This is a genomic window from Salinarchaeum chitinilyticum (genome assembly GCF_055390775.1).
The window spans coordinates 1,505,654-1,518,078 of sequence record NZ_AP043888.1; the positions used below are offsets into that span (position 1 = coordinate 1,505,654).

General features: G+C 68.8%; 16 protein-coding genes. 6 read left to right on the forward strand and 10 right to left on the reverse strand.

Annotation, left to right across the window (positions count from 1 at the left end):
* Positions 1-9 precede the first annotated feature (9 nt).
* Positions 10-711 carry a LiaF transmembrane domain-containing protein gene (locus ACZ5KP_RS07350; RefSeq protein ID WP_460923013.1) on the reverse strand — a complete coding sequence of 234 codons (702 nt, stop codon included), beginning with the start codon at positions 709-711 and terminating at the stop codon, positions 10-12.
* A gap of 84 nt (positions 712-795) precedes the next feature.
* On the opposite strand from ACZ5KP_RS07350, the gene ACZ5KP_RS07355 reads away from it, so the two are divergent.
* Complete coding sequence (locus ACZ5KP_RS07355) at positions 796-2,187, forward strand: CobW family GTP-binding protein (protein WP_460923011.1); 1,392 nt, start codon at positions 796-798, stop codon at positions 2,185-2,187.
* A 50-nt stretch (positions 2,188-2,237) separates the two neighbouring features.
* Here the strand turns inward: ACZ5KP_RS07355 and ACZ5KP_RS07360 are convergent, their stop codons facing one another.
* Entirely contained in the window at positions 2,238-2,555 is a 318-nt protein-coding gene (locus ACZ5KP_RS07360; RefSeq protein WP_460923009.1) for a hypothetical protein, read from the reverse strand.
* A 413-nt stretch (positions 2,556-2,968) separates the two neighbouring features.
* On the opposite strand from ACZ5KP_RS07360, the gene ACZ5KP_RS07365 reads away from it, so the two are divergent.
* Entirely contained in the window at positions 2,969-3,145 is a 177-nt protein-coding gene (locus ACZ5KP_RS07365; protein ID WP_460923007.1) for a hypothetical protein, read from the forward strand.
* 48 nt (positions 3,146-3,193) lie between these two features.
* On the opposite strand, the gene ACZ5KP_RS07370 is transcribed toward ACZ5KP_RS07365, so the two are convergent.
* The 5 genes from ACZ5KP_RS07370 to ACZ5KP_RS07390 all read right to left on the reverse strand — a co-directional run bounded on the left by ACZ5KP_RS07370 (position 3,194) and on the right by ACZ5KP_RS07390 (position 5,921).
* A complete protein-coding gene (locus tag ACZ5KP_RS07370; RefSeq protein ID WP_460923005.1) occupies positions 3,194-3,403 on the reverse strand; it encodes a hypothetical protein in 210 nt (69 codons plus the stop codon).
* A 96-nt stretch (positions 3,404-3,499) separates the two neighbouring features.
* A complete protein-coding gene (locus tag ACZ5KP_RS07375; protein WP_460923003.1) occupies positions 3,500-3,913 on the reverse strand; it encodes an SRPBCC family protein in 414 nt (137 codons plus the stop codon).
* Between the two features lie 98 nt (positions 3,914-4,011).
* Positions 4,012-4,620 (reverse strand): IMPACT family protein, encoded by a 609-nt coding sequence (locus ACZ5KP_RS07380; protein WP_460923001.1) that lies wholly within the window; start codon positions 4,618-4,620, stop codon positions 4,012-4,014.
* On the reverse strand, positions 4,617-5,174 hold the full coding sequence (locus ACZ5KP_RS07385; protein ID WP_460922999.1) for a hypothetical protein: 558 nt from the start codon (positions 5,172-5,174) through the stop codon (positions 4,617-4,619). The genes ACZ5KP_RS07380 and ACZ5KP_RS07385 overlap by 4 nt, the downstream gene beginning before the upstream one ends.
* Before the next feature lie 171 nt (positions 5,175-5,345).
* Positions 5,346-5,921, reverse strand: a complete 576-nt coding sequence (locus tag ACZ5KP_RS07390) for an NADPH-dependent FMN reductase (protein ID WP_460922997.1) — start codon at positions 5,919-5,921, stop codon at positions 5,346-5,348.
* Positions 5,922-6,011: 90 nt separating this feature from the next.
* On the opposite strand from ACZ5KP_RS07390, the gene ACZ5KP_RS07395 reads away from it, so the two are divergent.
* Positions 6,012-6,578: a DUF7978 family protein gene (locus tag ACZ5KP_RS07395; RefSeq protein ID WP_460922995.1), complete on the forward strand. Its 567-nt coding sequence runs from the start codon at positions 6,012-6,014 to the stop codon at positions 6,576-6,578.
* A 63-nt stretch (positions 6,579-6,641) separates the two neighbouring features.
* Here the strand turns inward: ACZ5KP_RS07395 and ACZ5KP_RS07400 are convergent, their stop codons facing one another.
* Together ACZ5KP_RS07400 and ACZ5KP_RS07405 are read right to left on the reverse strand one after the other, a co-directional pair.
* Complete coding sequence (locus ACZ5KP_RS07400; protein ID WP_460922993.1) at positions 6,642-7,613, reverse strand: HhH-GPD family protein; 972 nt, start codon at positions 7,611-7,613, stop codon at positions 6,642-6,644.
* A gap of 78 nt (positions 7,614-7,691) precedes the next feature.
* Positions 7,692-7,859, reverse strand: coding sequence for a hypothetical protein (locus ACZ5KP_RS07405; RefSeq protein WP_460922991.1), 168 nt, complete (start codon positions 7,857-7,859; stop codon positions 7,692-7,694).
* 193 nt (positions 7,860-8,052) lie between these two features.
* Between ACZ5KP_RS07405 and ACZ5KP_RS07410 the strand changes: the two genes are divergently transcribed.
* The 3 genes from ACZ5KP_RS07410 (at position 8,053) to ACZ5KP_RS07420 (ending at position 9,402) form a co-directional block, all read left to right on the forward strand.
* Complete coding sequence (locus ACZ5KP_RS07410; RefSeq protein ID WP_460922989.1) at positions 8,053-8,610, forward strand: DUF1684 domain-containing protein; 558 nt, start codon at positions 8,053-8,055, stop codon at positions 8,608-8,610.
* An 83-nt stretch (positions 8,611-8,693) separates the two neighbouring features.
* Positions 8,694-9,065 (forward strand): MarR family transcriptional regulator, encoded by a 372-nt coding sequence (locus ACZ5KP_RS07415; protein ID WP_460922987.1) that lies wholly within the window; start codon positions 8,694-8,696, stop codon positions 9,063-9,065.
* Positions 9,055-9,402 carry a type II toxin-antitoxin system PemK/MazF family toxin gene (locus ACZ5KP_RS07420; protein ID WP_460922985.1) on the forward strand — a complete coding sequence of 116 codons (348 nt, stop codon included), beginning with the start codon at positions 9,055-9,057 and terminating at the stop codon, positions 9,400-9,402. The genes ACZ5KP_RS07415 and ACZ5KP_RS07420 overlap by 11 nt, the downstream gene beginning before the upstream one ends.
* A 191-nt stretch (positions 9,403-9,593) precedes the next feature.
* Here ACZ5KP_RS07420 and alaS read toward each other — a convergent pair whose 3' ends face one another.
* On the reverse strand, positions 9,594-12,374 hold the full coding sequence (alaS, locus tag ACZ5KP_RS07425) for an alanine--tRNA ligase (RefSeq protein ID WP_460922983.1): 2,781 nt from the start codon (positions 12,372-12,374) through the stop codon (positions 9,594-9,596).
* Positions 12,375-12,425 lie beyond the last annotated feature (51 nt).

Sequence of the window (12,425 nt, forward strand, 5' to 3'; positions counted from 1 at the left end):
GTCGGTCGCTCAGTCGGTCACTTCGACGCCACCGAACAGCGCCACGCCAGTCACGACCAGATCGGTACCGTCGCTGCGCTGGGCAGAGGACGCCTCCGAGCGCCGCGACCGCTCGTCGCTCGCGCCGCCGAACAGCGGCAGGACGTCGAGTTCGACGGACCAGTGCTCGGGCACGCGGACCTCCGCGCCGCCGAAGAGGACGACCGTCTCGAGCGTCGCCGGCGGGTGATCGATCGCGGCGTCCCGGAGGTCGATCTCGGCACCGCCGAAGGCGACGACGACCTCGCCGCCGAGGAAGTGATCGGTCGTGATCCGGCGCTCGGCACCGCCGAACAGCGCGATCGCGGTCAGCTCGCCATCCCCGCCGGCCCCGGTTTCACGGCCGTGGCTCCTGCGTCGGCGGCCGATCAGCAACAGGACGCCGAAGAGCACGACGAACAGCGGCCACCACGTCCCGATCACCTGATCGCCGATCAGTTCGAGGTTCCGCGCGAGGTAGGTGCCCGCGATCGCGATCACCATGATCGGGCCGGTGAGGTTCCGGAATCCGCTGGAGACCAGCGCCCAGAGTCCGAGCAGCACGAAGATCGCTGGAACCCAGTCCCAGACCGAGTCCGTCGGGACGGTGCCGGTCGTCGCGAGGAGGAGCAGTACGCCGACGAGGACGATCAGCCCGCCCGTCGCGATGCGTCCGGTGAGGTTCCGAGCCATGGCATCGCTGTCGGCGCCGACGTGTATAAGCGTGGGGCGGGCTACCACACGCTCAAGTAGCCGAGGGCCTAGCGTCTCGGCAGGATGAATGGAGAGGACGCCATCCCGGTATCGGTGCTCTCCGGACCGCTGGGCGCCGGCAAGACGACGGTGTTGAACCACCTGCTGACCCACGCCGGCGACCGGCGGATCGCCGTCCTCGTCAACGACATGGGCGAGGTGAACGTCGACGCGGACCTGCTCGCGGCCGGATCGGATATCGCCGCCGACGGCGGGGTAGCCGAGCTCTCCAACGGCTGCATCTGCTGTGAGCTCCAGGACGATCTGGAGACGGAGGTCGCACGGCTCGCCGAGGAGCGGGCGTTCGACGTGCTCGTCGTCGAGGCCTCCGGCATCTCCGAGCCCGGGCCCGTCGGCCGGCTGTTCGTGACGGACTCCCGCGCGGCGGCGATCTACGATCTCGACGCGCTCGTGACCGTCGTCGACGCGCCGCGGTTCTGGGAGACGTTCGGCGGCGCAGCCGCCGGCGAGTCCGAGGGCGAGCGCGGCGGCGATCAGAGCACGGGAGCTGCGGACGACGACGGCGGAGCCGGCTGGGCGGACGGAGCGATCGAGCGCGAGACCGCACCCGGCTCGACGGAACGGCCGCTCTCGGACCTCGTGATCGAGCAGGTCGAGACCGCGAACGTCCTCCTCCTGAACAAGTGCGATCTCGTCGACGACGACCGCCTCGACCGGATCGAGGCGCTGCTGGGCGCACTCAACGCCGACGCCGAGATCCACCGGACCGTCCACGGTGCGGTCGACCTCGATCTGATCCTCGACACGGGGTTGTACGCCGAGCAGCAGACCGCCGTCACAGCGGGCGGACTCGACGACGCCCGGACCGGGATCGAACACACCGGGGATGGCCCCGTGCACGGAGATGACGGTCACGGGCACGAAACAGACCACGAGCACGACCACGCACATCCGGAGGCGGTCTACGGCGTCGACTCCGTCGCGTTCCGGCGCCGTCGCCCCTTCCATCCCGGGCGGCTGCTCGACGTCCTCACCGAGTTGCCGCCGGCCGTCGTTCGCTCGAAGGGGCTGTTCTGGGCCGCCGGCCGGGACGATCTCGCCCTGCTCTACAGCCAGGCCGGACCGACAGCCGACGTCGATGCAGTCGGCCCCTGGATCGCGAGCCTCCCCGAGATCGAGGCCGACCTCTACCGGTCGAACAACCCAGAGATTCCGTGGGAGGAGCCCCACGGCGACCGCCGGAGCGAGCTGGTGTTCATCGGGCAGGACGTGCCCCGGGAGTCGCTGTTCGAAGCCCTGGAGGACGCGCTCGTCACCGACGAGGAATGGGACCCCGAAGCGGGCTGGCTCGGAGAGGACGATCCCGCCGACGCGGTCGGGCTCCCCGCCAGCCAGGACGACGACCGGCTCGAATTCTCGCCGCGGGACGCCGAAGGGTTCGACCCGACTGCGTGAGGATCGGTTTCGGGCGGGGATTGCCGAACCGGTGAGCATCGGATCGCCGATTAGACGTACAAGAGCGCGATCAGTGCCAGCAAGACGAGCACGCCAGCGAGGATCGCGTAGAGCAGCGTCCGAAACCGGTCACCGACGGGGACCTCCTCGCGGCGGTCGGGGTTCTCCGTCCAGACGTACCGGTGGAAGGCGACCCCGACCGTCCCGAGTGCGACGACCCCGGAGATCGCGATCGCGAGCGGCTCACCGACCCCGTGGCTCACGAGGTAGAGCGGGCCCCACGCCATCGCGACGCAGATGCCGAGCAGCGCGACGACCAGGAACGGCACCGGGTCGATCGGGCTGCCGTCGCTGTTCCGTAGCTCCATTCGCGGCTAGTTCGGCGTGTGGGAAGTTAACGATGGGCGTTCTGGGTGATTCGTCCGTCTACGACAGACCGCTACGGAAGCCCCACCCTCTGTAAATTTGATATACACGAAACTCCGGTGGATAGCGCAGTGGCGCGCGTTTCGCGGGTTCGCAAGCATCCGCGTAGCGTGCGAGGTCCTCGTGAGCGAAGCGAACGAGGGCTCGGAAGACGAGCGAAGCGACGTCTTCCGGTGGACGACCGAGCGAACGCGAGGCGAAGCCCGTCGGAGCGAGCTCCGACGGTGCCCGGGATTCCGAGCGTTCTGGGGCTTTCGGACGTCGCTGAATTAGACATTCACCTATTCTCATCATTCACGTCCCTGTCACCCACCCATAGCCGGGACTTAAGACGCACCGCCGCGCACACCCGGCCATGCAGAGTCGCGGCGACCCCAGAGTCCACTTCGCGATGAACCTGGTGCTCTCGGCGGCGTTCGTCTACATGATACTCCGGGGGCTGGAGTTCCTCGAGGTGGTGTCGTTCACGCTCACGCGCTTCGCGATCGCGACGCTCCTGTTGATGGCGATCACGCACGTCATCACGCGGTAGCGCGGGCCCTCACGACGCAGCGAACGCTGCGCTCGTCCGCTCGATCTCTCAACAGGCGCAGTCGGCCCCGTCCGTCGAGCGCTCGAACGTCATCGAATCACCACACGCCGGACAGTCCGGCGCTGCGTCGCCCTCGACGTCGGCGTCGCGGATTGGCTCCTGGCAGTCGTGACACCAGTAGGCGCCCTTCGAGTCGTCGGTCGTGGTGGTCTGGTTCGAGGCCTGGAAGACCTCCTTGACCGTGCCAAGGATGCGCATAGTGGGGCGTTCGGCGGCCAGCCGGTTAAACGCCGGCCCGGCTGTGCGCGGGTGAGACAGAACCGCTCGCCACCGATCAGTGGAACGGAACCCGGCTCAACCGAGGGTCTCGGCGACCGAGCCGAGCGCACGCCGGAGCTCGCCGCGACGTTTCCAGCCCGCGATCCGGTCCGAGATCGAGTGGGGCCAGACGCCCATGCTGACCGTCGAGGTCGCGTCGATGCGAGTCCCTTCGTTCTCGGATCGCCAGGCAAGCTCGGTCTCCATCGTCTCCAGGGGCGCTCCCTCGTCCTCGACCTGCTCGTAGAAGATGCCGTCCTCGCGGAGCTCGAAGCGAAAGGAGAGCTCGAGGCCGGTGCCGCCGGCGACGACGTAGACGTCGCCGTCGCGCTCCTCGACGTGGCGGACCTGGAAGCTCCCCTCGTGCTCCACGATCGACGCCGGATCGAGTTCGCGCTCGACGACCCCCGGCGGCGCCTGCACGAACTGCGAGACCTCGACCGTGCGCATACGCCGGCCTTCGGCGGGTGGCACCTAAGCGTTCGGGGCGGAAGCGGCCACAGCAACGGACCGCGTCGCGTACCACGAGGGCGCCCGCAAGCCCGCTGCTACTCGATCTCCGCGCGACCGCTGGTCGCGCTCCGGATCCGATCCCGGAGCGACGCAGCCGCCGCGACCGGCACCGAGACGGAAAACGACACCCGCTCCTCGTACGCGGCGTCGAACTCCCCGGGACCGCCCTCCAGGATCGACCGGACCGAGCCCGAGTCGTCGTACGCGACGGTGACGGTGAACTGCTCGTGGGGCTCGCGCTCGACGACGCCGGCCGCGTCGATCGCCTCCGCCGCAGCGCGACCGTAGGCCGAAACGAGCCCGCCGACGCCGAGGTTCGTCCCGCCGTAGTACCGGACGATCGCGACCGCGACGTTCTCGAGCTCCTGGCCCTGGAGGACGTTGAGCGCCGGCTTGCCCGCCGATCCGGCGGGCTCGCCGTCGTCGGAACTGTACTCGCGCAGGTACGCGTCCTCCGTCCTGACGCGATAGGCTGGGACGACGTGGGTCGCGTCGTCGTGGTCGGCCTCGATTTCGGCGACGAACGCCTCCGCCTTTCCCTCGCTCTCGACGGGCGCGACGTAGCCGAGAAACTCCGAGCCCTGGACTTCGAAGGCCGCACTCGCCCGCCCGGCGACCGTGCGGTAGGGCTCGGGAGTCGTCACGAACGGTCGGCCTCGGGCTCCCCGTCCGCTCCGGAATCAGCTTCGGCAGCTGACTCCCCGTCCGCCGCGGGGGCAGGGTCCGCACCAGCCCCGGCCTCGCTCCCGCGTCGGTCGAGCCAGAGCACCGCGAGCACGATCGCGAGTGCGACCTCCGCGATCTTCGAGACGAGCGCCAGCGCGTCCTCCGCGAGGTGCCGGTAGAGCGTCTCGAATGGCCCCCACTCCGGATGGGGATGAGACTGGTTCTCGACCCAGGGCAGCGCCGGGAGGTGACCCATCAGGTGCCAGCCCCAGTAGCCGAGGACGTAGACGACCATGAGCGCGATCCCGAGGAGGTAGACTGGTTTGCGCCGCCCGCCGAGCGCGACGTAGGCCACACCGGCGATGATCGCTGCTGAGGAGAGCACGAACAGGAATGGTCGAGGGTCGACGTAGACGCTGTACCGGAGCTGTTCGGTGAAGCGGTCCAGCCCCCAGTAGACGTGCGTGGCGACGACCAGCCCCGCGAGCTGGAGGGCGAGGAGTTCGACCCAGGAGCGGGTCTCTGCGTTCATTGACCGCGCTTGGACGACGGGCCCCATTAGTCGTGCGCTCTGGGTCGTGTGCGGCCGAAAATGTGCGGGTTCGTGGAGCCGCTACTGGCCAGACACCCACAGCGCAGCGATCACGTCGGCCAGGGCGGTCTGCAGCGGCGGAGCGTGCCAGCGCGAACCGCCGTCTACCGCCTATTCGGCGCCCACGTTCTGGTCGCTCTCGAAGGAGTCGGGATCGGCTTCGATGTCGGCGTACTGCACCGCTCGCCGGCCGAGCACGAGCGTTCGCTCGTCGAGGTCGTCGTCGTGGATCTCGCCGTCCTCGATCTCGTTGCGTGCCCGGGGGATCGCGACCTGGTGCGGGAGGACCCAGGCGTTGAGCGCGCGGCAGACGGAGCGAAGGTGCTCCAGCGCGGGCGTCGGAAACCCGCCGCCGGAGACCGCCAGCAGCCCCACCGTCTCGTTCTCGAACTCGTCGAACCCGCAGTAGTCGAGCGCGGTCTTCAGCGGCGAGGCGTAGGAGCCGTGGTACATCGGCGTGCCGAGCAGGACGGCGTCGGCGCCACGGATCCGCTCGGTGAGCTCCGCCGCGTCACCGGCCTCGTCGTGGTCCGCGTCGAAGATCGGCAGGTCGTACTCCCGGAGATCGACGAACTCCGTGGTGCCGCCGGCACGCTCGGCACCGTCGAGTGCACGGTTCGTCGCGATGCGTGTGTAGCTGGTCTCGCGGAGACTGCCCGTGATGGCGACGACGTGGGGATCCGACATACAGAGAGCTACGTTGGTGCACGAGTATGAGCACGGCGCTCCGACGGTGCCAGACAAGGCTTATGCCGCACCTCCGGTATCGCACCGACGATGTCACCAGCGAACAGTGGGAGTCTGCTTGACCGCGCACCGATCGCCCAGGGGATCGTCGCCGGTCTCGTCGCCTGGGTCGTGAACCTCGTGGTGATCGTCGGGCTCGTCGCCGGGGCGGAGAGCCCCGACGACACCATCGGTTTCGGCGGGAACGTCATGTACAACGCCCACTTCGCGAGGTCGAAGGCGAAGCAGACGGGGCCGATCGGCTCCGCCAGCGACACCGGGAGCATGATCGCTGGGAGCATGACGGACCTCGCAGACGTGGTCTACTACGCCGTCCCGATCGTGGTGCTCGTGCTCGTCGGGATCGCGCTCGCGCGCGTCGCGGCACGGAACGACCCCGACGCCGCGGCGGTCGGCGGCGCGGCGATGGCCGGCGGCTACGTGCTCTTGACCGTCATCGGCACCCAGCTGTTCGAGGTCAGCTCCGAGAGCGGCTGGTTCGGCTTGTCGACGACGACCGTCACGCCGATGCTCAGCGTCGCGACCATCGCGACGATGGGACTGCTCTACCCCGTGCTCTTCGGCGGCCTCGGTGCGGCGATCGGCTCGCGGCTGTAGCGCCGGGATCACCGACCGTCGGACGGGATTTCCGCAGGGAACCGACGCGCCCGCGATTCTCACTCACGTGCGAAGCTCGACGACGCCGTCCTCGATAGCGACCAGTTCGTCGTCGACCAGGTCCGTGACGAGTCCACGGAGCCACTCCCGGCTGCCGTCGCCCTCCCCGTCGGGCGCGTAGTCCACCCGCACGCGTGGCCCGAGATCGTCCAGCTCCTGGGGCCCGTGCTCGCTCAGCGCGGAGAGCACCCGCGCGCGCTTCTGCCGCCGGCTGCCCTCGTAGGGCGGCTGCGTCGGGACGTCCGGGGCGGTGAAGTCGCCGGTGTGGTACGCCCCGCACCACTGCCGCCACGGACAGCCCGCCTCGTCGCAGCTTGGGGTCTTCTCGCAGGCGACCCCACCGAGCTCCATGATGGCGTTGTTCCAGTCGCGGGACTCGCCCTCGGGCATGAGCGCAGCGGCGGCGGCCTCGAAGGCCGCGTCGTCGTCCGGGACGCCGAAGGCACGGTAGGCGACTCGCTTGACGTTCGTGTCGACGACCGCATCTCCCTCGTTGAACGCGAACGACGCGACGGCGTTGGCGGTGTAGGGGCCCACGCCCTGGAGCGCCTGGAGGCCGTCCGGGTCGGTCGGGAACTCACCGTCCATCTCCTCGGTGATCTGCCGGGCGGCCTCGTGGAGGTACTTCGCACGGTTGTTGTAGCCGAGGCTGTGGTCGGTCCAGAAGGCGACGACGTCGGCGCGATCGGCGTCGGCGAGCGCTGCCGGATCGGGCCACCGGTCGAGGAACGCGGCCCAGGCGGTCTCGACGCGGGAGAGCTGGGTCTGCTGGCTCATGACCTCCGAGACGAGGATCGCGTACGGGTCGGTGGTCTCCCGCCACGGGAACGATCTGTGGTCCTCGCGATACCACGAGAGCAGCGCGTCCTGAACGGCGTCGAGGTCCTCCGGAAGCGAGACGCCGTCGGGAAGATCGCGGTCGCTGGCGGAAGCACCGGGATCGCCGTCGGCGTCCGCGTCCTCCTCGGAACTCATTGCTGGCGGCTTGCCGACGGGGCCGCTTTACTCGTGCGGTCGGCGATCCAGCCGAACGACGTGGGCGGACCGTCGGCACTACCGGACGCCCAGCGCCGCGAGTGCGAGAATCGCGAGCACGACGCCGGCGGCGAGGAGGGTCGAGCCGTAGACTGATTGCAGCGCAGCGAACGTGCCGGCCAGCGCGACCGCTGCGGCAGCGAGACGACGAACGCGGGTCGAGAGGGGCGGTGGGTGGTCGGACATGGCTGTGGCTCGGCGTGGGCCGCGAGCGCCCCAGCACGGGGTGCCGGTGCACGGCGCCAGCGAGTGAATAGCCGTTACCGTCGGTAACGGTTAAGCGGACGCCAGAAGCTCGGTGGAAGTGGAGATTGGGGGAGGCGGCTCGCCGGGCGCCCGAGCCGCGGGGTTCATCCGGCTTCGCGGCCCACATTCGCCCATGAGCGAGACGCCGCCGGGCTGGGCCGAGGACCTCGAGGCCAGCCGCGCCGAGAAGGACGAGTTCCTCGACGAGCACCGCCAGTCGCCGATCCCGCCGGAGGAACGCGAAAACTTCGACGGGCTCGACTACTTCGACCCCGACCCCGAGTTCCGCGTCCAGACCGAGGTGACCGTCCACGAGGATCCCGAGCAGCTCGAACTCGACACCAGCGACGGCCGGTCGATCCGCTACGACCGCGTGGTCACGTTCGCGTTCGAGTTGAAGGGAGCGGAGGTCGAGCTCCACGGCTACCAGCAGCCCGACGAGGAGCTGGGCGAGGCAGCGATCTTCGTTCCGTTCCGCGACAAGACGACCGGCCCGCAGACTTACGACGGCGGCCGGTACATGGATCTGGACGCCGAGCGGGCGCTGGAGACCGGCGACGTCGTGCCGGTGGATTTCAACCTCGCGTACTCGCCGTTCTGTGCCTACAGCGAGACGTTCTCGTGTCCGCTGCCGCCCGAGGAGAACTGGCTGGAGGTCGCGGTCGAGGCCGGCGAGAAGGATTGGGAGTAGTCGGCGATCAGTAGGCGCCGAGTGAGGTAGTACATACCTGTACGACCAGAATTTCTATTACAAACGAGTACGATCTCTGTACTATGCCGGTCGAGTTCGAGTCCTACGACCCCGGGGACGAGGAACAGCGACTCTCGTTCACCGAGGGATCGAACGCGTACGCGATCCTCCAGTTCCTCGCGAAGCATCCCGAATCGGGGTTCACGCCGAAAGAAATCGCCGAGGAGACGGGCGTCCCACGGAACAGCGTCGGGGCGACGCTCTCTCGACTCGAGGACCGCTCGCTGGTTCGTCACAGGGAACCCTACTGGGCGATCGGCGACGACGACCGTCTCGCCGCGTTCGCGGGAGCCCTCCACGGCACGACCGCGGCCCGGGACCGCTTCGGCGACGAGGACTGGGGCGAATGGCAGGCGACGGCGGTCGATCCCCGGCAGGCCGACGATGGCGACTGAGACGCCACGGGACGACGCGTTCGATCGCGGACACGTCGTCTGGCACGACGGCCTGTTCCGGGGGAGCGGCCGGCCCTGGCTCGTCCTCAGCGACGACCGCCATCCCTTCCACGGCGAAGAGTACCTCGTCGCTGGAATTACCACGACGGATCGTCCGGGAACGGTCGCGATCGACGAAGACGACGCCTGGGCGATCGGTGGACTCCCACGAACGAGCTACGTCTCGCCGTGGTTCCTGACGACGCTGAAACACGCCGACGTCGATCGAGGCGTCGGCGCGCTCACGAAGGATCGACTGGAATCAGTGACAGGGGCAGTTACGTCCTACCTGGACTGACTACGACGGAGTTTCGAGACAGTTCGTACGGTGCGCGAGACCGTATCCGCCTTGGAAGCCCACTCCCAGTCCCACCCGGAGGATTTGCGAGGGGCGCGACACCCCAGGGGCGGTCGAACTGCCTGTCGCTGTAGCGGTAGCGGCAGCTGAAACGCGGTGGGAAATTCAGTCTACGCTGATTCGCCGGAGCCTCAGGCGTCGACGACCGCCTGCAGGATCTCCGGCGCGTCCTCGAGCGCGTCGTCCAGCTGGTCGGCGTCGGGGCCGCCACCCTGCGCGAAGTCCGGCGGGCCGCCACCACCGCCGCCGACGCGACTCGCCAGCTCGCTGACGACCTCACCGGCGTTGACGGCGCTCCCATCGGGGACGCCGACGACGAACTGCGCACCGCTCGCACCACTGCCGATGACGGCGATCTGACCGTCCTCGACGAGTGCGTTCGCGGTCGCGCGTAGCTGCTCCATCTCGGCGTCGATCCGGCGGATCACGGCGGTGGTCTCACCGACCTCGACCTCCGTGGCGTCGTCGTCCCCGCCACCTGCGCGGGCCTCGGCGAGCTCCTCCTGGAGCTCCTCGATTCGCTTGCCCCGGGCCTTCCACTCCTCGAAGAATCGGGTGGCCGTCTCGGGCACGTCCTGGGGATCGACGTCCAGCGCGTCGGCGGTGTCGTAGAGCGCATCCTCCGTCCGCTGGGTGGCCTCGATCGCGGCGGTGCCCGCCGAGAACGTCAGGCGCTCGACGCCGTCCTGGACGCGCTCGGTCGAGCGGACCTTGATCGCGCAAATGTCCCCGGTGCGGGCGACGTGCGTGCCACCGCAGGCCTGGACGTCGGCGTCCACGGTGATGATGCGGATCTGCTCGCCCGGCGGGACGCCGCCCTGGTAGAGGTCGAAGCCGTGCTCGGCCTCCGCGTCGTTGCGGTGGAGCCACTCCTGGCTGACCGGGACGTTCGCCATCACGATCTCGTTGGCCAGTCGCTCGATCTGCCTGACCTCCTCGCGGTCGATCCGGTCGTAGTGGGCGACGTCGATGCGGGAGGAGTCGACGCCCTTCTGCGCGCCTGCCTGCCGGACGTGGTCGCCGAGGATCTGCCGCGCGGCGTGGATCACCACGTGCGTCGCGGTGTGGTTGCGCATGAGCTGGCGGCGGCGGTCGACGTCGAGCTTGCCGCGGACCATCGTGCCCTTGTCGATCTCCGCGTCGGTCCGGTGACGGATCACGCCGTCCTCGATCTGGACGTCGCTGACCTCGACGGTCGCGTCGTCGCTGGTGAGCGTGCCGTGATCCGGCGGCTGGCCACCGCCCTCCGGGTAGAACATCGTCTGGTCGAGGACGACGTCGTAGCCCTCCTCGCGCTCGAAGACATCCAGCACGACTGCCTCGAACTCGGTGCCCTGCTGGTCGTCGTAGTAGAGCGTCTCCGTCTCGGGGAGGTCGGCGAAGCGCTCGTCGGCGTCGGCGGCCGTGATCCCGCCAGCCTCCTCGTCGTGACGGGCGGCGACCTGGCCGTAGAAGTCCTCGGGTACGGCGACGTCGGCGCCGTGTTCGCTGGCGATCTCCTCGACCATGTCCGGCTGGATGCCGTGGGAGTCGTAGAGCTCGACGAGCTCCGCGGTCGGGATCGGCTCGCCAGCCTCGGCGTGCTCGGCGGCCATGTCCTCGACCTTCCGGCGGCCGCGTTCGAGCGTCTCGCGGTACTTCTCGACCTCCGTCCGGACGACGTCGCGGATGTGGTCGCGGTTCTCGTACTCGAGGCGCTCGGCCTGCATGTCGACGAGCTCGTCCAGCGGCGCGTCGACGCCGACCTCGTCGACGAGCCGTTTGGTCCGCCGGAGCACCATCCGCGCGAGGTAGCCGGTACCGACGTTGCTCGGGACGATTTCGTCGCCGAGCATGTACGCGAGCGTGCGGCAGTGATCCGCGATCGCGTAGATCGTCTCGAGGGGCTCGACGAGCTCCTCGAGGTCCGCGACGTCGACGCCGACCTCGGCGGCGATCTCGTCGCGGGCAGCCTCGAGGTCCTCGGCCTCGTCGATGTCCATGTTGCCGGCGAGCGCGGCGGCGTCGTGGACGATCCGCTCTTCTTCCTCGGTCAACTCGATCCCGGCGTTCTCTTTCAGGAACGCGATCTGGTCGGGGTAGATCGCCTCGTAGACGGTCGGCGTCCCCTGGCTCACCCACGTCCAGCGCTCGAGTCCGTAGCCCGTGTCGACGACGTAGGTGTCCATCTTCGAGTAGCGGTTCCCGTCCTTGAGCTCGTACTCGCCCTCGGGGTCCTGCTCCATCGACATGAAGACGAGCGTCGCCAGCTCAGCGCCCTCGTAGATGACCTCGATCGCTGGCCCGGCGTTGCCGCCGCCGACCCACGGATCCTCGATGTAGGTGATCCCCTCGCGGTCCGCTCCAAGGGATTCGAAGAAGCCCTCGCAGAGCTCGACGGTTCTGTCCTTCCAGTAGACCTCACCCTCGTAGGCGTACTGGTCGGGGTTCTCGACGTCCTCCCGGGCGTTGAACGCGTGGTGGGCCATCATCTCGAAGGCCATCGTGTGCCGCCCGGTGGTCCCCACGTTGTCGATGTCCTGCATCCGGATGCAGGGCTGGCTGATCGTCAACGGGTTCGCGGGCGGCGGCGTCTCGCCCGACGTGACCAGCGGCTGGAAGTCGTAGATCGACGCCTGCGTCAGGAGGACGTCGTCGCGCCAGCGGTTCGCCGCGACAGGGTAGGGGTCGATGCGCTCGTGGCCGTGCTCCTCGAAGTACGACAGGAAGGCCTCCCGCATCTCCTCCAGCGTGTACTCCTCGGCGAAACCGGGGTCGTCGATGAAGGTGTACGTCTCACAGGGCGGCTCGCCACACGTCTCGCGGGCCTCGTCGCGGGTCCAGAAGTGGGCGCCACAGTCGACGCACTCGCGCCGGACGAACCCCTCCCGTTCGAAGAAATCGAGACGGTACTCCTCCTCGAGGTCGCTCATTGGGAGCTATCTGCCGGTCGCCGTGCAAAAGGGTTCCGGGACGCCGGGAGC

What these genes read in the sequence shown, in the direction of transcription:
- ACZ5KP_RS07395 (WP_460922995.1), top strand. Translation starts at nt 6,012, where the DNA reads ATGTCACCAGCGAACAGTGGGAGTCTGCTTGACCGCGCACCGATCGCC.
- ACZ5KP_RS07385 (WP_460922999.1), bottom strand. Translation starts at nt 5,174, where the DNA reads ATGAACGCAGAGACCCGCTCCTGGGTCGAACTCCTCGCCCTCCAGCTC.
- ACZ5KP_RS07400 (WP_460922993.1), bottom strand. Translation starts at nt 7,613, where the DNA reads ATGAGTTCCGAGGAGGACGCGGACGCCGACGGCGATCCCGGTGCTTCC.
- ACZ5KP_RS07350 (WP_460923013.1), bottom strand. Translation starts at nt 711, where the DNA reads ATGGCTCGGAACCTCACCGGACGCATCGCGACGGGCGGGCTGATCGTC.
- ACZ5KP_RS07405 (WP_460922991.1), bottom strand. Translation starts at nt 7,859, where the DNA reads ATGTCCGACCACCCACCGCCCCTCTCGACCCGCGTTCGTCGTCTCGCT.
- ACZ5KP_RS07365 (WP_460923007.1), top strand. Translation starts at nt 2,969, where the DNA reads ATGCAGAGTCGCGGCGACCCCAGAGTCCACTTCGCGATGAACCTGGTG.
- ACZ5KP_RS07355 (WP_460923011.1), top strand. Translation starts at nt 796, where the DNA reads ATGAATGGAGAGGACGCCATCCCGGTATCGGTGCTCTCCGGACCGCTG.
- ACZ5KP_RS07410 (WP_460922989.1), top strand. Translation starts at nt 8,053, where the DNA reads ATGAGCGAGACGCCGCCGGGCTGGGCCGAGGACCTCGAGGCCAGCCGC.
- alaS (WP_460922983.1), bottom strand. Translation starts at nt 12,374, where the DNA reads ATGAGCGACCTCGAGGAGGAGTACCGTCTCGATTTCTTCGAACGGGAG.
- ACZ5KP_RS07360 (WP_460923009.1), bottom strand. Translation starts at nt 2,555, where the DNA reads ATGGAGCTACGGAACAGCGACGGCAGCCCGATCGACCCGGTGCCGTTC.
- ACZ5KP_RS07390 (WP_460922997.1), bottom strand. Translation starts at nt 5,921, where the DNA reads ATGTCGGATCCCCACGTCGTCGCCATCACGGGCAGTCTCCGCGAGACC.
- ACZ5KP_RS07420 (WP_460922985.1), top strand. Translation starts at nt 9,055, where the DNA reads ATGGCGACTGAGACGCCACGGGACGACGCGTTCGATCGCGGACACGTC.
- ACZ5KP_RS07370 (WP_460923005.1), bottom strand. Translation starts at nt 3,403, where the DNA reads ATGCGCATCCTTGGCACGGTCAAGGAGGTCTTCCAGGCCTCGAACCAG.
- ACZ5KP_RS07375 (WP_460923003.1), bottom strand. Translation starts at nt 3,913, where the DNA reads ATGCGCACGGTCGAGGTCTCGCAGTTCGTGCAGGCGCCGCCGGGGGTC.
- ACZ5KP_RS07415 (WP_460922987.1), top strand. Translation starts at nt 8,694, where the DNA reads ATGCCGGTCGAGTTCGAGTCCTACGACCCCGGGGACGAGGAACAGCGA.